The organism is Pseudomonas sp. c313 (assembly GCF_055407145.1).
This window is the reverse complement of the sequence record NZ_JBUZRD010000002.1, coordinates 379,939-399,994: the sequence shown is the minus strand read 5'-3', so window position 1 is coordinate 399,994 and position 20,056 is coordinate 379,939. Positions and strand designations below refer to the sequence as shown.

The following is a 20,056-nucleotide window of genomic DNA, read 5'->3' as shown; positions in this document are numbered from 1 at the left end:
TTCAAGTTCGAAATAAATGACTTTTTCCCCCATTTTTTCCCCCATTCGCACCGGATGTACGAGTGATCGAGAATGGCGATTTCGGACAGAGACCAAGCTGGATTCGGATGGCTTTCAGTGTACCTCCATACTGGAATTGGGTGAGTTCAGAAGTATGATCAGTCGCTTTAGGGCTTAGGAGAACAATCACTTAAGTTAGACACGTACTCCAAAGAGATTGTCGTCGTTATCGAATGGTACATTGTTCAGTGGTAGCCAAGCTTCGTTCCTACGTTATTGACTAGCGTGGGAAGAGCAATAATGCATGCTCCATGCTGGCAAGCTTGATTTGGGTTTCCTCATACTCATCGGCAGGCCAAGAGCCATTAACAATCCCGCACCCCGCGAACAAATGACAGTTTTTTGCGATGATCAGCGCCGAACGCAAAGCTACCAGGAAATCTCCATTGCCCTTTGAGTCCAGCCAGCCCACAGGGGCCGCATACCAGCCCCGGTCGAAACCTTCGTGGCGACGGATGAAATTCATAGCTGTCGCACTTGGCAATCCACCCACCGCCGGCGTTGGGTGCAGCGCCTGTATACCGTCCAGCAAACGCTTGTCTGGGTTGAGTTGCGCCGTTATCGGCGTGCTCAGGTGCTGCACGGTGGCCAGCTTCAGCAGGTGGGGGCATGACGCGGCCTGGAGGTCATTGACCTTGCCGTCCAAGGCTTGGGTGATGGTCTGCACCACCAGTCGGTGTTCATGTTGTTCCTTGGGATCGGCCAGTAACCGTACACCGATAGCGTGATCCTCGTCGGCGGTAATGCCACGTCGCGCGCTGCCTGCCAGGGCATGGGTGGTCAGGTGACCCTCCTGACAACTGAGCAGTCTTTCGGGGGTGGCACCCATGAAACAATGCTCGCCACGGTGCAGCGCGAACAGGTGGGACGCGTTGCGTCGTGCGTGCAGTCGCTGCATCACTGCACCACTGTCGAGTGGCGCGTCCAACTGGTACTCGATATGCCGCGCCAACACCACTTTTTTCAAGTCGCCGCCTGAAATGGCCTGCAACGCCGTACCGACCTTACCCTGCCATTGGTGGGAAGGCAGCGCGTTGCGTTCGATGACGTTGGGCGCAGTGGTCGTCGAGGCGGGCGGGTTGAGCAGTTGCGCATAGGCCGCCAGGCTGTCGTGGGTCAATGCCGCCGGGTCGCTGTCTGGTTTGACCACCCGCTGGCAGCGCAGCCAGCGGCCGTCGGCGTCTTCGCTGAGCAGCCAATGGGCCAGATGAAAACTGGCGTCAGCGAAGGCGGCCCAATGTGGCGCGCACGGCCGCTGTTCATCGAAGCGCATGCCACCCAGCAGCAACGGTGCCTTGGGCCCGTCGATCACCGCGTCGGCGCACAGTGCGAACCATTGGCGGTCCACTTCGAGCATGCGCTGGGGGCCGCTGGCCTCGATCTGCCAGGCGCAGCCCAGGCCGAACAGCGTCAGGTCCGGCGAGTGCGCGCACCAAAAGAACCCCTGCCGATGGGCTTCGTAAAGGGCCTGGGCCTCCAGCGTCGGCGCGGCGTGCGCGGCGACTGCGATGACCGGCCGTTGATACGCCACCGCGCGCTGATGCGCGGTCTGGAACACCTTGAGCAACTCGGCCGCGTTCATACGACCTTGCTCTTTTTCTGCAGCCAGAAGGCGGTCTGCTCGGCGATATACCAGTGGATGATCTGGTTGAACAGCCCTTCGATAAACTCACCGTCCAGCCCGACGGCCTGCGCCCATTGCCGGCGTTGCGGCAACATCGCCGCGACGCGCTCCGGTGCGGCGATGCTGGCCTGGTCGGGCTTGAACGCGGAGGCGGCCTTGACGTAGTGCATGCGCAGGCCTAGGGCGTCAATGATCTGCTGGTCGAGGCTGTCGATGGCATGACGAATGTCCGAAAGGCCAGTGCAGTGTTCCGGGGTTTTCATACCGAGTCTCCCTGAAGGTAGGTGGTGCGTTGCAATAGGTGATGGATCACCGGTCGCGGCTGATGCTTGAGGTAAAAGTGGTCGCCGTCGAACAGGCGGATATCCGGGGTGTGGTCACTGAGGTCGGCCCAGGCGCGGGCCTGTTCGAGACTGACTTCTGCGTCATCGCGCGCCAGCAGCACGTCGAGTGGCGCCGCGAGGGGGGCGAGGTGCGTCGGGCGCCAGGTTTCGATGGCCTGGTAGTCGCTGCGCAGGGTCGGCAGGAACAGCGCGCGCAGTTGCGGGTTGGCCCACAGACCAGCAGCGTCGGCGTCCTGGCGTAGGATGTCGGCGACCAGCGCGGCGTCGTCCTGGCGGTGCAGGTCACTGGGCGGTTGCCGGTGTGGAGGCGCGTGGCCCGAGATGAACACATGGGCGGCTCCAGAACCTGCCGCTTGCAGGCGCACCCCCACGGCGTAGGCGAGCGCCGCGCCCATGCTGTGGCCGAACAGCAGCAAGGGCCGGGCGGGCAGGGCGTGCAGCGCTCCGGCAATGTGTCCGGCCATGCTGTCCAGGCACGGGATATGCGCCTCATTGAAACGCTCTTCACGCCCCGGATACTGCACCGCCAGCAGGTCGATATCCCCCGGCAGGTGCGCCAGCCACGGGCGGAAAAAACTCGCGCTGCCTCCGGCATGGGCCAGGCACACCAGGCGGGCCCTGGCCTGTTCGCTTTCTCGCAGCACGCGCAGCCAGGGCGATGCAGTGCCGCTCATAGCGCCAGCACCTGCTCCGCCAGGGCCTTGCGGTTGACCTTGCCCAGGCGCGTCAACGGGAACTCGCGCAGCACCTGCAAGCGATCCGGCAACTTGTAGGCGGCCAGCCCGCGTTCGCGCAGCCAGGCGTTGATCGACGCCAGGTCGACCCGCTCGCCCTGGGCCAGCACACAGGCGCAGCTGCGCTCCCCCAGCAACTCGTCGGCCAGGGCCACCAGCGCAACATCGCGAATCAGCGGATGGCCGAGTAGCAGGTTCTCGATCTCTTCCACGGGGATTTTCTCGCCACCACGATTGATCACATCCTTGCTGCGTCCCTCGACGATCAAATGCCCCTCGGGCAGGCGCCGCACCAGGTCGCCGCTGCGGTAAAAACCGTCGGCGGTAAACGCGCGCTGGTTCTGCTCGACGGCGTTGTAATAGCCGCGAATGGTGTAGGGGCCGCGCACCAGCAATTCACCGACGGTGCCGGGCGGTACCGGCAGGTCGTCGGGGTCGACGATGCGGATCTCGTCGTCGGCGGTCAGCGGCAGCCCCTGGGTGTCGAACACCAGCGCCTGCGGATCATCCAGTGGCGTAAAGCACAGCAAACCCTCGGCCATGCCGTACACCTGTTGCAGCCCGCAGCCCAGGGCCGGGCGGATGCGCGCGGCGATCTCGGCCTTGAGCCGTGCGCCGCCGACTTGCAGCCATTGCAGGCTGCTCAGGTCGTTATCGGCCCATTGCGCGACTTCCAGCCACAACAACACCAGCGGCGGGATCAAGGCGGTGTGGGTGATGCGTTCGTGTTCGATTAGTTCGAAGGCGGTGTCCGGGCTCGGTTCCGGCGCCAGCACCAGGGTGGCGCCGACACTGAACACGCCCAGCGCACCGGGGGAGGCGAGGGGGAAGTTGTGCGCCACCGGCAGCGCGGCCAGGTAACGGGTATCAGCATCGAAACCACACGCCTGGGCCGCCAGACGCGCATTGCACGCGTAGTCGTCATGGGTCCGCGGGATCAGCTTGGGCAGGCCGGTAGTGCCGCCGGACAACAGCAGCACTGCGACTTCCCGCGAGTCGGGGGCAGGCAGTTCGCGCGGGCTGGCGACGCACTGCGCCAGCGGCACGAATTCCTCGGCTGCGCCGACCACCCATACCTGTTGCAGGCTCGGCACTTGCTCACGCAGCGTGCGCGCCAACGGGCGATAGTCGAAGCCCAGATGCTGATCGACAATCACATAGGCCACCGCCTGGCTGAGGTGCGCCAGGTGCGCCAGTTCATGTTCGCGATGGGCCGGCAGCGCAAACACCGGGATGACGCCCAGGCGCAGCAGGGCGAAGGTCAGGCTGAAGAATTCGGCGATATTCGGCAGCTGCACCAGCACCCGCTGGCCGGCGACCAGCCCGCGGTCGGCGAGGCCTGCGGCCAGGCGGTCGGCCTGATGGTCGAGCTCGGCGTAGCTCCAGCTCCGGGTGCCGTCCACCAGGGCTTCCTTGTGCGGCGTGCGCCGGGCCTGCTCGCGCAGCAGTTCGCCCAAGGGCGCGCCGCGCCAGTAGCCTTGCTCGCGGTAGCGGCGGATAAAGTCGTCGGGCCAGTCAGTGCATCCATCAAGCATGGCAATCTCCTTGGGCAGTCGGGCAGCCCAGCAACTGGGCGCCGTGCAAATTCAGCGGGTGCGTAAGGCCGGTGATTTGCACCGCCTGTACGCCGGTGTGCGTGGCTGGTTGCAGACGCAGCAGCGGGTCGTCGCCGGCCAGCAGGTTGAGGGCGGTGTGGTCGTCGGGGTGCACGCCCAGGTGAATCGCGGCCAGCCCGGTGGCGCCGTTGGGGTGAACCCTGCACGCGGGGTGCTGGGACGGCGTATAGGGCGTGACTAGGAACGGCAGTCGGTCATGGCGCGGGTACACGAACCGAAAGCGCGTTTGGCTGCCATCGGCACAGGTGCGCCGCCAGTTCACCGTGCGCCCCATGCTCACGCCGCAGGCCGCCAGGCCCTTGAGGCGCGGTGCCAGTGCCGGGTCGTCACACAGCAGGGCTAGGTCGCAGAAGCCTTCGCCCTGGGCGGCCCAGCGCAGCATGCGCCGCCCGGCACCACGGCCGGCGAGGCAGTCGATGGGCCACTTGAACAGCCAGGCATGACGTGGCGTGGTCAGCAGTTCGATGATCGGCCCCTGGCTGAACCAGATATGCGCGTGTTGCGCGCTGGCTTCGGCGGTGGCGTAAGTGACCTCGAAGCCTGCGGCGCGGAAATTCGCCACAGCCTGTTGCAAGTCGCGCACCCACAGCAACACATGGCTGCAAGTGGACTGGGATTGGGCAGTGTTCAAAACGGCAAGGCTCCCAGCAGTTGGGCGGTGTTGTCACCGCAAGGGGGTTGCACGGCGTCGGCACGGGCGTGGAGGTCGGCCAGTGGCAGCGCACGCGGCACCGGAGGCTCGATCAGTTCAGGCATACCGATCAGGCTGTTCATTTCGCGCCAGGCCATCGACACCTCGGTGGCCCACACGCCGCTGCGCAGGCGACGCGCGGGTTCGTCGATGTCGCGACACAACTCGCCAAGAGCGACGGTGACTGCGTCGGGCCAGACCTGGTTGAACACTTGGTGGTAGCTCGTCGGGATTTGCGGGTCGAGTAACGCCATGGTCGGCCCAGCGAGGTGTTTGCTGCCGAGGCCGGCCATGATCAGGCGGTCGGTGCTGTCCCGTGGAGCGTGCAGGCGTGGGTTCCACAGCACTGGGCCGTGGGTGTCGCACAGGCTCAGTACGCCGGCTTCGCAGCCCACTTCGAGGCGGTGCAGCAGGAAGGAGTGGTTGTCCGGGTCCTGCGGATGGACCTGGTTCTGGATGCGCAGGCTGATCGGCACACCGTTGAAACTGGCATTGAGTCGCGTGAAGGGTTGCGCCCCGACTCCGGCAGCCGGCGCCGCGAACACCCAGGGCCGCAGGCCACCGGCCAGGCGCCCGAGAATGTCCAGCAGCGGGTAGGCCACCTGGCTGTTGCAGGCCGCGTCGATATAGGCCAGCCCCTGCTGTTCACGCAGGTAGTCGGCCACGGCGAGAAAACGCCGTATCGCCAGGATATTCGGGTACAGCGTGTTCACCGCATAGGCCGCCTGGCCCTGGCGTGCGGCCTGCATGCACGCGGCGATTTCGCGGTGGTGCACCGGGTGTTCCTGCAGCACGTGGATGCCGCGCCGTAACAGTTGCTGGGCCAGATCGCTGCCGGCGCCACCGGTAGCGCCGGAGCGCACCACCACGCATGCGATGTCGACGTCATCCGGCACCTGCTCGACGGCCTCGTACAGCTGCACGCCATAGTGATTGGCGCAGGCTCGTGAGTAGGCATTGCCCCGTGACAGGATGCCCACCAGTTCATAGTCGGCATGGGCGCGCGCCAGGGCTTGCAGGTAGATGCGGCCAAACGCGGTGCCGGCGACGATCACGCGTTTGCGTGCAGGCGCGCGGCTCATGACCAGGTTACCGGCAGGCAGTGAACGCCGCGAAAGAACGTCGCGGTCTTCCATTGCTCCTCGCCGCAGCGTTGCAGGCCGGGCAGGCGCACCACCAGGGCGTGCAGCGCCTCCTGCAATTCCACCCGCGCCAGGGCCGAACCGATGCAGTGATGCAGGCCGTGGCCGAAGCCGAAATGGCCGCTGGCATCACGTTGCAGGTCCAGCGCCTGCGGGTCTTCAAAGCGTGCCGGGTCATGGTTGGCGGCGCCGATGGAGGCGAACACTGCCTCGCCCCGGCGTACCAGGGTTTCACCGACCTGAATGTCTTCCAGCGCGTAGTGCACAAACATCGCCGCCGAGGCCAGAGGGATGTAGCGCAGCAGCTCTTCGACTGCCTGCGGTATCTGCTCGGGATCGGCCTTGAGCTGTTGCCACTGCGCAGGGTTATCCAGCAGCACCTGCATGAAATTGGGGATCTGCGAGGCGCTGCCCTCGTAACCGGCGACCAGGATCGCGATGCACAACAGCAGCAATTGCTCCTCGTTGAGGGACTCGCCTTTTTCGTCGGCCTGGGTCAGGGCGGTCATGAAATCATCGCGCGATTCGCGTCGGCGCTCGGCCACCAGGCCTTTGATATACGCGGCCAGTTCGCCCAGGTGACGTTGGGTCTGAGCCGCGTCTTCGGCGCGGGTCGACAGCAGTGAATCGTTCCACACCTTGAAGCGATCACGGTCCTGCATCGGCACACCGAGCAGCTCGCAGATCAGTGCCAGGGGCAGCGGCAAGGCGTAGTCGTTGACTAGGTCGGCGGGCGGGCCGGCGGCGAGCATGCTGTCGATCAACTGGTGGGCGTAGTCGCGGGCATGGGGGCGCAGGGCTTCGACGCGGCGCCGGGTGAAGGCCTGGGCGGCGCGCGAGCGGATTCGCGTGAGCTGCGGCGGGTCCATCATCACGATGCCGCCGGCGATGCGCGGGAAGGCACGCGGGCTATCGTCGCGGCGAAACGCTTCGCTGCGGCTGAAACGCCGGTCGCCCAGGACCAGGCGCACGTCGTCATAGCGGGTGGCGAGCCAGGCCGGGGCGCCGATGGGCATCTGGATGCGCAACAGCCCCGGAGCCTGCTGGGCATGGCGGTAGGGCTCGGCCAGTTCCAGGTCGGTGAAGCGGTTGAAGGGGTAGGCCAGCGGGGTCATGGCAAGTCCTTGGCAGTGTTGAGGTCGGGCAAATGGTCGAGCAGCTCAAGCTGCAGTTCGGGGTCTTCGAGGTGGGCCGCCAGTGCTGCGCGGCTCAGACGTTGGGCCGGCACCTGGGCCACGAACACGCGATGGCCCAGGCTCGCCAGCGGGTGTGTGGCGGCGGGTAGGCTGCGGTTGCCGTGGAACCCAACCCGGGCCAGTGCGCTTTGCCACTGGGTCAGGTCGAGGAAGGTGGCACTGCTGAGTTGGCGCTCGTCGCTGGCCTGGTTGAGCATGAAGGCCTGGGAGGCCATCACCCAGAATCCCTCCTGCGTCGGTTCGCTGAATACCAGCCAGCCGCCCGGCTTGAGCAAGGCGAGCAGGATGGCCAGGGAGCGTTCGGTGTCGCGGGCGGCATTCAGCACGCCACCGGCGACGATCAGGTCCCAGGTCTGGCTTGGATAGCCCTGGCCCAGGGCCGGGCGGTCGATATCGAACACGCCGTGGCGCACCCATGGCCAGTCCTGGAGACGCTCAGCGGCTTGTTCGCTGAAGTAGCGCGACACGTCGGTGCACAGGTAGTCCACCGCTATGCCGGCCAAAGTGGGCAACACCGCCTGAGTGGTGGAACCGGTGCCGGCGCCGACTTCCAGCACGCGCAATGGCACACCGGCCGGTTGGCGTGCTGCCCAGGCGCCGATCCAGTGGGCTACTGCACGGTGCTGGTACTGCGCCGCCAGGCTTTCGCGGTACAACTCCACCGCGCGTTCGGTGCGGCCCTCGGGAAACAGCAGGTGTACCGCCGCACATTCACCGCGCATCAGCGACGGCAACTGGCGCGCATTGTCCCGTGCGTAGTCGAGGGTGCCGCTGCCGCCGGTGTTGCGCGCCCAGTCCTGCGTCAGCTGTGCCCAACTGAGTTCCAGCGCCGCATCGCTCCAGGTGCTGGCGTCGAGGGTGGGTTGCAACCGATCCGCTTCACGCTGCAACAGGCCTTGTGATTGCAGCACATCCAGCCAGCGCGCAATCAAGGGGCGGTGACCCGGTGCAATGCCGGCATGGGCCAGGGCTTGGGCGACGTCATTGAGCGGTGCCGGCAGCAGCCCACAATGTTCCAGCCCGTTGAGCATCGACAGCAGCGCGGTGTGGCCCAGTCGATCATTGAGTCGCACTGCCTCGACCAGTTGCGCGGCGTCAAATTGCTGGTCGAGGGCGGCCTCGGTCGCGGCCAGGTGATCGTCTATCGGTGTGATGGCGCAGGGATGCGGCAACGCGAACAGCGTCTGGCCGTGCAGGGCAACGGCACTTACCTGGGGATGGCCGAGGGCGCGCTCGCGCCAGCGTTGATGCGCAAGCTTGACTCTGGCCAGGTTGTGCCATTGCTCTGTGAAACCCTGGACGCTGCAATCGAGTTGCGCCGCCGCACGCTCCGCGAGCTGCCAGTCACCCGACCGAGTGCTGACGAACAGCAGCTGTTGCAGGTGGCTGAGATCACTCATGGCCAGTGCGGGGAAATCCAGTAGGCGTTCCAGCTGTTCGGCGCTCATTATCACTACGGCGGGGCGCTGGCGTTCGAGCACGGCCAGCAACCGCGCGGGAGCCAACTGATGAACGCCCAGGTCGGTAAACGCAGGCAGTTGCCAGGGCGCGGCGGGCAGGTCGATCAGCAGGGTGTCGACGTTCATCAGCAAACTCCTGTGGCATGGAACAGATGTTGCCCGGCGGCGGCCAGCGGGTCGGTCGCGGCGGGCCATACGTCTAGTAGCTCGAAGCCCGAGGCGTGCAAGGCCTGGCGCCAGGCGTCGGGTGCCATGAACACCTCATCCGTGACCCGCAGCGGGGCGCCGGCAGGCGGTGATAACAACAGGTGCATGAAGGTCAGCATCGGCGGGTTGTCGGCGATGGATTCGCTGAACAGCAAGGTGCCGCCGTCGCGCAGGCAGGCCCGGATTCGCGCCAGGCTGCGCGGCAGGTCGCGGGCGTTGTGCAGCACGTTGCCGGCGATCACCAGGTCCTGGCTATGGGGCTCGATGCCTTGTTCGCTGAAGTCGCGGTCCAGGTCGAGCAGGCTGAATTGCAGGCCCGGCTCCAGGCGGAACTGGCGCTGGGTCGCGCCGGTGAACAGTGAGCTGAGGTCGGTGAAACGATAGGCCTTTTCGCGGTCTTCTAGGGCTGCCAACACGGCGCGGGTGGTGCAACCGGCGCCGCCGCCGAGTTCCAGCACCTGCAGCACCTCGCCGGCCACACCGGCTTCCCGCGCACGGGCCGCCAGCGCCTGGTTGATCGCGGCGGTGAAGTGGTTGTGCTGGTACGCACCGAGTACCTTCACGGGGTCTCCGGCGAGCACCAGCAAAGGCGCCAGGGCAATGTGGTCGCGCAGCAACTCGGGCAGGCACTCGATGACCTGGGCATGCACTTGCGCCATGCTCTGCGGGAAGCCCAGTTCGGCATACAACCTTGGCAAATCGCTGACGGCTGCCTGCGGTGGCGTGCCGTACCAGGCAAACCGTTCGCTGTCCTCACGTACGGCTCCGACACGCGACAACGCCGCCAGCCAGCGCCGTACAATCCAGGCATGGCGCGGTGCCGTGCCGAGCGCTTGGTTGAGGTGTTCGGCTGTTCGCCAGACCTGCACCGGCAAGGCCTGGGTGTGCAGCAGCACGTCGGCCATGACGCCCAGGCTCAACTGTTCCAGCTCTTTCAGGGCGGTGTTCATAGGCAGCCTTCTTCGGCGTGGTGCAGGTGTTCGAGGGGGTGGTCAAGCAGGTTAAGCGTGCGGATCGCCGAGGTGCGTTGCAGGCGCTCAAGGCTGGCGGCGGGCGGCAATGCTTGCGCGGCGTAATGGCAGCCGGTGAATATTTCGCCTTCCAGCACACTCACCACCGTGGCTGCCGCCATTGCCCCGGTCAGCGCCGCATTGCCCGCGCCGCTAAGTACCAGGCTGCGGGTGCGCGTCTGCCCGTCGCAGAAGCCATCGAGTTGCAGCAACAACGTGACGAAGGGTGCCTGGCCGCTGAGGTCCAGCTGGCTGGCCGTGCATAAGCGTTGCACCGCTTCGACGCGCGGCAGGTTGTGTGCCTGGTCGAGGGCCTTGAGCACATGGCCGTCGGTGATCACGCTGAACCACTGGCCTGTCTCCAGGTGCAGGTCCCTGGCCAGGCGTTCACCTTCAAGGTTCAAGTACGGCAGCACGTGCACCGGGCCGGAGAAACATGGCAGCCGCACATTCCTTTGCCGTCTCAGTACGTGACTGCAACGGCCGTTGTGCCAGGCCGCCAGAGGCTCGCTGGAGCCGTCCACCGCACCTTGCAGGAAGTCGTCGGCGGCGACCGCCGTGAACTGGTCACGCAGGCCGAAATAGCTGGTCAGGCTCTGCACTCGGGTGAACGCCTGCGCGGCCAGCCAGCGCGGCAGCAGGCCGGTGAGTCCCGGTTGCAGGCCCGCGCCAAGCACCGCGCTACGTCCGCGCCATTGAGCCGAGTCGAGCTGTATATCGCCGGCTGCGTCGACGTAATGCGCATCGGCTTTCAACGCTGCCTGCGCGGCACGGTCCGCCACGCGCCAGGACGGGCCGGCGCAGTTGAGCAGTACGTCGCAGCCGCGGGCGAACGCGGCCAGGGCTGGCCCGTCGTTGAAGTCCACGGCGGTCCAGTCCAGCCGTGCATCGGGCCATTGCTGCTGGAGCCGCGCCAGGCAGCGTGCGCCCTTATGCGGGTCACGCCCGCCCAGGCGCAGGTGGTGCAGGCCCAGGCTCAACAAGGCTTGCGCGCTGGCCAGGCCGACGTCGCCACTGGCGCCCAGCACCCCGATCAGCATGGCTGGGCCTGCGCATTCAGCCGCCAGCCGCTGGCGCGCTGGCGGTCGTGCCAGAACCCGGCATAGCGGCCATTGAGGCCCAGCAGGTGCGCGTGGGTGCCGGACTCCACCAGACGACCTGCGTCCAGCACCAGGATCTGGTCGGCAGCCATGATGGTCGGCAAGCGATGGGCGATCACCAGCACCGTCGAGCTTTGCATCAGTCTGCGAATCGCGGCTTGTACAAAGGCTTCGTTGTGCGGATCGAGCGCGGCGGTGGCTTCGTCCAGCAGCACGATGGGCGCACGCTTGAGCAACGCCCTGGCCAGGGACACGCGCTGGCGTTCACCCCCGGACAACGATGCGCCGCCTTCGCCCACCGGCGTGTTCCAGCCCTGGGGCAGGCGCGCGACAATTTCATCGACGCCGGCCAGCCGTGCCGCTTCGGCGACTTCGCGTGCACTGGCGTCCGGGCTGCCCACGCGGATATTCGCTTCGAGGCTGTCGTCGAACAGGTACACGTCCTGCATCACCAACGACAGTTGCGCCATCAGCGCCTCGCTGGACAGCTCGCGCACGTCCACGCCGCCGACCTTGACGCTGCCCTCCGTGGTATCGAAAAAGCGCATTAGCAGGCGGGTGACGGTAGTCTTGCCCGAGCCCGAAGCGCCGACAATCGCGGTCATCGAATGGGCCGGTGCGTTGAATGTCAGGTCGCGCAACACCGTCGGGCCACTGGGGTAGGCGAAGCTCACGTGGTCGAAGGCCAGGCTGCCGGGTGCCGACAAGGGCTGGCTGACGGCGGGTTCGGGCAGCGGCGGCTCACGCAGAATGCCCACCAGATGATCCAGATCGTTGCCGGCCATGCGCAACAGGCCGCTGCGTGCCGCGGCTTCGGCCAGTGGCCCGACAAACCGCGCCGCCAGGGCGAGCAGGGCGACCAGCTGGATTGCATCGATTTCACCGTGGGCCGCCAGAGCAATGCCCACGCCCACCAGCAACGCGAAGGCCAGTTGCACGGTCAAGCCGCCGGCCAGCAGTTTGGGAAAGGTTTGCGACAGCATCGAACCGCCCGCCAGCTTTTGCGCCCGGTTAGCCGCCTGCAACGGCGCGTAGCCGTCCTGGGTGCGGCCAAACGCCCGCAGCACTTGCTGGTAGCGGGCGAACTCCACCACTCGGTTGCCGGCCAGGGTCGCAGCGGCTTCCACCCGCGCATCGTTGCTGCCGATGGCGGCGGCCGACCAGTGATGGGTGAAGTAGATCAGCGGCGCGCACAGCACGGCCGTCAGGCCCAGGCGCCAGTCGAACACGAACAGGGTCAGCGCCACCGTGGCCGGCACCACTACCCCGGACACCACCGGCCCCAGGTAATGGGCAAACAACCCGGTAACCATCAATGTGCCGCTGGTGGCGCTGCGCGACAGGCGCCCGACCTTTTCCGAGTTGAACCAGCCCAACGGCAGGCTGACCAAGTGCTGGCCGAGGCGATCATGCAAGGTCGTCAGCACCAGCAGGGCCAGGGCAAAGCCCTTCATAGCCTGCTGGTAATGGGCGATGCAGGTCAGCACCACCATCGCCGCTAGGCCCGCCAGCCAGGCCATGGTCGTGGGCAGGTCGCCGGCGAACAGCGCGTGCAGGATCGGCACCAGCAGCGCCACGGCCAGACCTTGCAGCACGGCACTGGTCACCAGCCACGCAAGGTAACGGTAGAGGCGCCGGGCATGGACCGGGCCCAGTAAAGTCACAAGGCTGCGGATCACAAGGACATCTCCAAAACAGGGGTTTCGGTACCCGCTCGCCACAGTCGGGCATAGGCGCCGTTAGCTTTCAGCAGTTGCTCATGGCGACCGCTTTCCAGCACGCGGCCCTGGTCGAGGACGACAATCTGGTCGACCCCGCTGATGCTCGCCAGGCGATGGGCAATCACCAGCACCGTGCGGCCATGGGCCAGGGCCGACAGGGCGTCCTGGATCAGCGCTTCGGATTCGGGGTCGGCGTGGGAGGTGGCTTCATCGAGGATAAGCACCGGCGTATCGGCCAGCAAGGTGCGGGCGATGGACACGCGCTGCGCCTCGCCACCGGAGAAGATCGCGTCTTCGCCGATCACCGACTGATAGCCCCGGGGCAGGGCCTGGATACGCGCATGGATCTGTGCCGAGCGCGCCGCCGCCTCGACCTCTGCGTCGCTGGCGTCGGGACGGCCCAGGCGCAGGTTGTCGGCGACCGTGCCGTGCACCAGTTGCGCGTCCTGTAAAACGAAGCCCAGGTGTTGATACAACTGGCGCGGGTCGATCTCGCTCACATCGGCGCCGCCGACGCAGATGCGGCCGGCGTTGACGTCATGAAAGCGCGGCACCAGCTTGGCCAGGGTCGATTTGCCTGCACCGGACGCGCCGACCAGCGCGGTCACGCTGCCGGCCGGGCAGTGCAGGTCGACGCCCTTGAGGATTAGGTGCTCGGGGTCGTAGCCAAACTGCACCTGTTCAAAGGTGATGTCGCTGCCTTGCGGCTGTACGCAGACCGTGGGCGTGGGCAGTTCCTCGACGTCCAGCAGCGCTTCGATCCGGTCGGCCGCCGCGAGGGCAGTGCGCTGGGCGGTGAGGCTCTGGTTGATCACCAGTAGCGATTGCGGAATGACCACCGCCACCAGGGTTTCGGCGAACAGTTCCAGCGGGGTAATCCAGCCGTGCGCCAGCAACAGGCTGCCGACCCCCAGGCTCACGAGCAGGATCACCGGCACACTCAAGGCCATCGAGGAAAAGGCTTCCAGGCGCAGCAGCGGCTTGACCCAGCCGGCGTACTGCTCGCTGAACTGGTTGACCGCCTGCTGATAGCTGCGATGCGCCTGGCCGACCTGGCCGAACGCCTTGACCACGGCAATGCCGTGCACGAACTCGACAATCGCCGCGCTGACCCGGGTCATGCTCTTGTCCAGCAACTGCATCTTGGCGCCGAAGCCGCGCATCATCAGGGTGTAGGCCACCGCGTAGATGGGCAGCGTCAGCACCGCCAGCACCGCCAGCCGCCAGTTCAGCGTGGCCAGCCACAGCAAGCCCGCCAGCGGTGTGACGATGGCTGCGGTGAGTTCCACCGCATGGTGGGCGATCAGGTGGTGCAGGTCTTCGAGGTCGTCCTGCACCACCTTACGCACGGCGCCGGAGGTGGTGTCGGTGTACCAGCCCAACGGCACGCGCCCGAGTTTGCGCACCATGGCTTCGCGCAAGCTCGATTGCAGGCGGTGGTCGGCCACATGGGTCAGCCACAGCGCCGCGCCGCTGGCTATCCACCCCAGGCTCAGGGCGATCACCACCAGCGCGGCCCACAGCCAGAGGGTGTGGCGGTCGGCGTTGCCGGCCAACAGCAAACGGCCCAGCTCGGTGAGGCCGATAAAGGGCACCAGGTTGACCAATGCGCCGAGGGCGGCGAACACCACACCGAGGTGGATCAGGCGGTTGACCGGGCGTTTCAGGGTATCCAAGGCTGTGGTCATGAGTTTTTCCGAAGGGCCTCAAGCAGGTGCGCAGTGACGGTGTGGACGTGGGGCGGCTCGATCACACTGAAGTGGTTGCCGGGCACGTCGATAAGCTCGAAGCTGCCCAGGCACGCGTCTTCCCAGAACGGCGCCGCCAGATGACCGACGCCGCCGGTGATGCCGAACGATTGCTGCTCCAGGCAGCGCAGGTAGGTCATGTTGCCGAGGAACGGCGGCGGGTCGAACCGCGCCGCACGCATGCTGTGGCGGCACACGCGGAACAGGGTCGGCACCAGTTCGGGGCCGATCGGCACCCCGGCCTGGCCCGAGGCCAGGCGCGCGTATTCGGCCAGGCGTTCTTCCTGGCTACGTGCCGATTGCTGCTGTACCGCCAGCGCCAAGGCCTCCAGCCCCGGATCGCCGCTCAAGGTAGCCATGGCCCCGGCGGGTACGCGGCGGTTGTCGCGGGCCATCAGCAGGTCGATGGCGCGGTACACGTCGTAGTCTTCGATGTGCGCGCCGAACACGGTTTTCACCGGGTCCAGGTTCAGGTTGGGCACGAAGATCGCCTCGTAGGCCAGCTCTTCGTCGGTGTCAATGAACATCGGGATGCTGTCGATCAGGCTCAGGTCGACCACCTCCATGCCGCGTTCGAGCAGGCGCCGGGCAACCTCGGTGGCCAGCAGCCCGCCGAGGCAGTAACCGATCAGCTGGAAGCGTTGATGGCCGTCGGCGATCAAGCGCTCGGCGTAGTCCTGGGCCACGCTTTCGATCAGGCGCTTGGGCTCCAACGCCAGGTACTGCGCGGTATCGGCCACGGCAAAGCCGATCACCGGGCCGGCCTGCTGGTCGGCCAGGGAGCGGCCCAGGTGCTGGAAATAATCCAGGGTGCCAAGGGCGGCATGGAACATCACCCGCACCGGGCCGACCTTGCCACCGCCAAACGGCACCACCAGCGCGTTGCTGATGGACGAGCGTTGCGCTTCACCGCTGGCGGCAATCGCGCCGGGTGTGGTTTCGCCATGATTGAGCAGGCGCGCGAGGGCGGCGACATTCGGCTCATTGAGCATCTGCCGCAGCAGGGTGTCGTAGCTCAGGCTTTGGGCCTGGGGCAGTTGCTCGCGCAGTTGGCCGGCGACGCGGGCGAGGATCAGCGAGTCGGCGCCTTTCTCGTAGAAGCTGTCATCGACGCCGATCTGCGCCAGCCCCAGGGCTTCGGCCCACAGGCGGGACAACTCAGCGGTGAGCGGATCGCTCGGCGCTTCCTGGCTGCTCGACGCCTGGGCATCGGCGGCGGGGCGCCAGCCGGCCAGGGTCTTGCGGTCGACCTTGCCGTTGGCGGTCAGCGGCAAGCGGTCGAGCACTTGCAGGTGAGCTGGCAGCATGTAGTCCGGCAGGAGCTGGGCCAGGGCACGGCGCAGGCTGTTGACACTCAAGCGCTGCACGCCGGCCTTGAAGCGGGCGGCGAATACCTGCATACCGAGGGGGGCCAGTGGGTGGTCGGACTGGGGCAGGGCGGGCAGGCATTCGCCACCGAAGGTCTTGACCCGCGCCTGCCAGATCTCGGCGCCGCGCAGGCCGCTGCGGCCCTGGTCGTGGTCGCCATGGAGCGGCGTCATCATGAAGCCCTGGGTCAGCAGGATCGGCGGCCATTCGCCGGTGGGTTCGCTGAACACCAGCCAGCCGCCGGGGCTGAGCAATTCGGTGATCTGGCCGAGGGCGTTGTCGATGTCCTTGACGCTGTTGAGCATGCCCGCGCACAGCACGATATCCACGCTGTTGCTGGCCAAGCCTTGGGGCCGGATGTCCTGGTCGATATCCAGCACGCCGTAGCGCACCCAGGCGTGTTCGGCAAAGCGCTGCTTGGCCGCCGGCAGGAAAAACGCGGTCATGTCGGTAAACAGGTAATCGACTTCCAGGCCGTCGAGCAGGCCGATGACCTGCGCGCTGGTGGCGCCGGTGCCGGCGCCGATTTCGAGGATGCGTAGCGGGCCGTCGCCTTCATGGTGGGTGGCCAGGCGGTTGATCAGCGCAGCGATGCTGTGGTTGTTGTAGCGCGACACTGCATCTGCGCCGTACAACTGCAATGCCAGGTCCAACTGGCCTTGGGGGAACAGCAGGTCGAACGGGTTGACCTCGCCCTTAAGCAGTTGCGGCAATTGCCACACATGGTTGAGCTGGTAGTCGAGTAGCGCCTGGCTGCACAGGCCCGAGGCGACTGCCTGTTCCACCCGGCCCCAGGCCAGCGCCGGGTTGGGCGCGGTCTGCGCCAGGCGATAGCGCGCGTGTTCGTGGTGCAGCAGACCGGCCTCGCACAGCGCGCCCAACCAGCGGCGCACCAGCCAGTGGTGGCGCGGTTCGGCCTGCAAGGCGTGCAGGATTGTGGCCGCATCCTGTTCGGCCAGTTCGCCGCTGAACAGCCCGGCCTTGAGCAGCACCTCCAGCATCGAACTCAATGCGGCTGCACTCAGGTCAGCCTGATACTCGCGCACCTGTTGCGCATCGAAGCTGCCGACCTGGCTGTCGGCATAGCGCTTGACTGCCGTGAGCAACGGCGCGCCTGGCAGTGGCTCGGGTTCGGTGCGTGCGGCGGTGACGAACGCCAGCAAGTCGCCGCTGACCAAGCTGACTGCGCTGTCCACGCCTGGGATAGCGAGCAGTGCGGCGTCGACCTCACCCAGTTCCACCCGATGCCCGCGAATCTTCACCTGGCCATCTTCACGGCCAAGGAATTCCAGTTCGCCCCCCGGTAGGTAGCGGCCACGGTCACCCGTGCGGTACAGGCGCTGGCCGTCGAGCGGGTGGGGGAAGAAGCGCGCGTCGCTCAATGCCGGGTCGCCCAGGTAGCCCTGGGCCAGGCCGACACCGGTGATATACAGGTCACCCGGCACCCAGGTCGGCGTATCGCGCCATTGGCTGTCGAGTACGCGAAAGCCCTGGTTGGCCAGGGGTAGGCCGTAGGGAATGCTGCGCCACGCCGGGTCGATGGCGCCGATAGGGTGCAGGTTCGACCAGATCGAGGCTTCGGTAGCGCCGCCCAGGCCCACCAGCTTCAGTTCGGGCAGCAGTCCCTGGAGTTGCGGCGGCAGGTTCAGCGGGATCCAGTCACCGGACAACAAGGCCAGGCGCAGGCTGTCCAGCGGGCGGGGTTCGGCGTGCAGGTAGTCGGCGAGCATGTGCAACTGTGCCGGCACCGAGTTCCACAGCGTGACCTGATGGCGCTGCACCAACTCGGCCCAGTGCGACGGGTCGGCACCGCGTGCCGGGTCGGGCAGCACCAGGGTTCCACCCACGGCGAGGGGGCCGAACAGGTCATACACCGACAGGTCGAAACTCAACTGCGCCAGGCCCAGTACGCGGTCATCGGCGTTGACCTCGAAGCGCCGGTTGATGTCTTGCACGGTATTGATCGCGGCGCGATGGCTGATCATCACGCCCTTGGGTTCTCCGGTGGAACCGGAGGTGTAGATCACGTAGGCAAGGTCATCGGGGCTGCCCTCGACCAGCTCGAAATCTGCGTCTGCCGAGGGCAGCCGGTCCACTGCATGCCACTGCAGCGTTTCGGGCAGTGGCGTGTGTGGCTGCGCCAGGGAGTGGCCCAGCACATGCCGCACCTTGGCGCTGCGCAGCACACGGTCGCGGCGTGCGGCCGGGGCGTTGCTGTCGAGGGGCAGGTAGGCGGCGCCGGCGAGCAACACGCCGTAGGCCGCCACCACCTGGTCGAGGCCCTTGGGCATCAGGATCGCCACCGGTTCCTGCGCGTTGCACCCCGCCTTACGCAGGGCTGCGGCCACTGCCAGCGCACGTTCGGCGAGGGCGGCGTAGGTCAGGCTGCCACTGGCATCGATCACCGCCAGGGCGTGGGGATGTTCCCAGGCCATGGTCAGCAGGCCTTCGTGCAGGCGGCCGGTGGGCAAGGGGGCGGCGGTGGCATTCGCCGCCAGGCGCTCGCGTTGTTGCCAGGCCGGCAGCGGCACTTGCACCGGATGTTCCCAGGCCTCCGGGTCCAGGGCCAGCAACTGCAATTCGGCGACGAAGGTCTGCTGCATATCGTCCACCAGGCCTTCGGGGAACACGCCCTGGCGCACGTCCCAGTGGATGTGCAGGCCGTTGGCGTCATCCATCACCTGGCAGTCGAGGGTGACTTGCGGAGTCTGAGTGATGCCGTGGCCGGCCCGGCGTTGACTGGCGGTCGGCGCCTCAATCCCCAGGCCGATGGCGCTGGTGAATACCACCGGCATGGCCGCTGCTTCACGCCCGCGGCGGCGACCGATTTCGCGCATCACCTGGATGCCGGAGAACAACCGGTGTTCCAGGTCGGCAAACAATTGGCCGCCCAACTGGAGTGCCTGGGCGGTGAAGCCCTGGCCCTCGGGATCGTTGACCTGCAACAGGCTGACCGAGGTGAAATCGCCCACCAGGCGATCCACCTGCGGGTGCAGCGGCAGGCGGTTGAGCAACGTCAGGTTGAGGCTGAAGGCGGGCTGCTGGCTCCAGCGTTGCAAGGTGGCGACATAGGCCGCCAGCACCACAATCGAAGGGGTGAGGCCGCGTTCGCTGGCGGCGGTTTTCAGGGCAGCCCATTGCTGTGGGTCGAGCTGCGCCGAGTGCCGTTGGAAACGTGGCACGCGGGTGTCTTCGCCGCTCAGGGGCGCCGGCAGTTGCGGGGCGGCGGGCAATGCGTCGATGCGTGCCAGCCAGTAGTCACGGTCGCGTTGATGGCGGCTGCCTTCGAGCAAACTGCGTTCGGCCAGCAGGTAATCGCGGAAGGTGATGCCTAGGGCCGGCAAGACTGCCTGGGGATCCTGCAGCAACTGCTCCAGCTCATTGAACAGCAACTGCGCGCTCGCCCAGTCGGCGATCAGTGAGTCCATGGAAAAGTGCAGCGTGTCGCCGTTGTCGCTGCGACTCAGGCGCAGCTCGAACAGCGGCCAGACCTCTGTGGGGTAGAGCTTCTGCTCCATGGCCTGGCGGATCTGTTGCACCGCGTGCTGGTGCTGCTCGCGGGTGGCGCCACGCAGGTCGGCGACGGCTAGCGGGTAGTGGGCGACGTCGGCGAGCACACGCTGCGAGCCTTCACTGGCGATCACTGCGCGCAGCATGTCGTGGCGGGCGATCAGGCGGTTCCAGGCCTGTTCCACCTGCAGCGGGGCAAGCGTCGGCCAGCTTAGTTCCAGGTAGCCATGGCAGGCGACATTGCCGTAGCCGAAGGATGATTGGCGGCCCAGCAGGTAGGCGTTCTGCACATCGGTGAGGGGGAAGGGCGCGTGATGCTGCGCCGGGTCGGCCTGCACTAGCGGGCGTTCCTGTGTCTCAAGCAGGTGCAGGATCTGTTGCTTGTGTTCACGCAGTTGCGCCAGGCGTTCGGTGTCGAGCAGGCCCTGGGGCGCGCGGAATTTCAGTTGTCCATCCTGGGGCCAGAGTTCGACGCCCAGGGACTTGAGTTCGCTTAGCAGTTTGGCGGCGGGCATGGGTACAGCT

At 66.5% G+C, this 20,056-nt stretch carries 13 protein-coding genes; all 13 read right to left on the bottom strand.

Annotated features, from left to right (window positions below):
- Positions 1 to 280: 280 nt before the first annotated feature.
- Genes ACZRKZ_RS06560 through ACZRKZ_RS06500 form a run of 13 tightly spaced genes read right to left on the bottom strand, consistent with a single transcriptional unit; the run spans position 281 to position 20,046 of the window.
- Positions 281 to 1,642: an isochorismate synthase gene (locus tag ACZRKZ_RS06560; RefSeq protein WP_463981113.1), complete on the bottom strand. Its 1,362-nt coding sequence runs from the start codon at positions 1,640 to 1,642 to the stop codon at positions 281 to 283.
- Positions 1,639 to 1,947: an isochorismate lyase gene (locus ACZRKZ_RS06555; protein ID WP_463981112.1), complete on the bottom strand. Its 309-nt coding sequence runs from the start codon at positions 1,945 to 1,947 to the stop codon at positions 1,639 to 1,641. Before ACZRKZ_RS06555 ends, ACZRKZ_RS06560 begins: the two co-directional genes overlap by 4 nt.
- Positions 1,944 to 2,702, bottom strand: coding sequence for a thioesterase II family protein (locus ACZRKZ_RS06550; protein ID WP_463981111.1), 759 nt, complete (start codon positions 2,700 to 2,702; stop codon positions 1,944 to 1,946). The genes ACZRKZ_RS06555 and ACZRKZ_RS06550 overlap by 4 nt, the downstream gene beginning before the upstream one ends.
- The gene (locus ACZRKZ_RS06545) at positions 2,699 to 4,297 is read right to left on the bottom strand and encodes a (2,3-dihydroxybenzoyl)adenylate synthase (RefSeq protein WP_463981110.1); all 1,599 of its coding nucleotides are present in this window, start codon (positions 4,295 to 4,297) and stop codon (positions 2,699 to 2,701) included. The genes ACZRKZ_RS06550 and ACZRKZ_RS06545 overlap by 4 nt, the downstream gene beginning before the upstream one ends.
- Positions 4,290 to 5,009, bottom strand: coding sequence for a VOC family protein (locus ACZRKZ_RS06540; RefSeq protein ID WP_463981109.1), 720 nt, complete (start codon positions 5,007 to 5,009; stop codon positions 4,290 to 4,292). The genes ACZRKZ_RS06545 and ACZRKZ_RS06540 overlap by 8 nt, the downstream gene beginning before the upstream one ends.
- Entirely contained in the window at positions 5,006 to 6,205 is a 1,200-nt protein-coding gene (locus tag ACZRKZ_RS06535) for a Gfo/Idh/MocA family oxidoreductase (protein WP_463981108.1), read from the bottom strand. Before ACZRKZ_RS06535 ends, ACZRKZ_RS06540 begins: the two co-directional genes overlap by 4 nt.
- Positions 6,148 to 7,326, bottom strand: a complete 1,179-nt coding sequence (locus tag ACZRKZ_RS06530; protein ID WP_463981107.1) for a cytochrome P450 — start codon at positions 7,324 to 7,326, stop codon at positions 6,148 to 6,150. Before ACZRKZ_RS06530 ends, ACZRKZ_RS06535 begins: the two co-directional genes overlap by 58 nt.
- Positions 7,323 to 8,993, bottom strand: coding sequence for a class I SAM-dependent methyltransferase (locus ACZRKZ_RS06525; RefSeq protein WP_463981106.1), 1,671 nt, complete (start codon positions 8,991 to 8,993; stop codon positions 7,323 to 7,325). The genes ACZRKZ_RS06530 and ACZRKZ_RS06525 overlap by 4 nt, the downstream gene beginning before the upstream one ends.
- Positions 8,993 to 10,024, bottom strand: coding sequence for a class I SAM-dependent methyltransferase (locus ACZRKZ_RS06520; protein WP_463981105.1), 1,032 nt, complete (start codon positions 10,022 to 10,024; stop codon positions 8,993 to 8,995). The genes ACZRKZ_RS06525 and ACZRKZ_RS06520 overlap by 1 nt, the downstream gene beginning before the upstream one ends.
- A complete protein-coding gene (locus tag ACZRKZ_RS06515) occupies positions 10,021 to 11,124 on the bottom strand; it encodes a saccharopine dehydrogenase NADP-binding domain-containing protein (protein ID WP_463981104.1) in 1,104 nt (367 codons plus the stop codon). The genes ACZRKZ_RS06520 and ACZRKZ_RS06515 overlap by 4 nt, the downstream gene beginning before the upstream one ends.
- Entirely contained in the window at positions 11,118 to 12,863 is a 1,746-nt protein-coding gene (locus ACZRKZ_RS06510) for an ABC transporter ATP-binding protein (protein WP_463981103.1), read from the bottom strand. Before ACZRKZ_RS06510 ends, ACZRKZ_RS06515 begins: the two co-directional genes overlap by 7 nt.
- Positions 12,860 to 14,593, bottom strand: a complete 1,734-nt coding sequence (locus ACZRKZ_RS06505) for an ABC transporter ATP-binding protein (RefSeq protein WP_463981102.1) — start codon at positions 14,591 to 14,593, stop codon at positions 12,860 to 12,862. Before ACZRKZ_RS06505 ends, ACZRKZ_RS06510 begins: the two co-directional genes overlap by 4 nt.
- Positions 14,590 to 20,046, bottom strand: coding sequence for a non-ribosomal peptide synthetase (locus ACZRKZ_RS06500; RefSeq protein WP_463981101.1), 5,457 nt, complete (start codon positions 20,044 to 20,046; stop codon positions 14,590 to 14,592). The genes ACZRKZ_RS06505 and ACZRKZ_RS06500 overlap by 4 nt, the downstream gene beginning before the upstream one ends.
- Between the last annotated feature and the right edge of the window lie 10 nt (positions 20,047 to 20,056).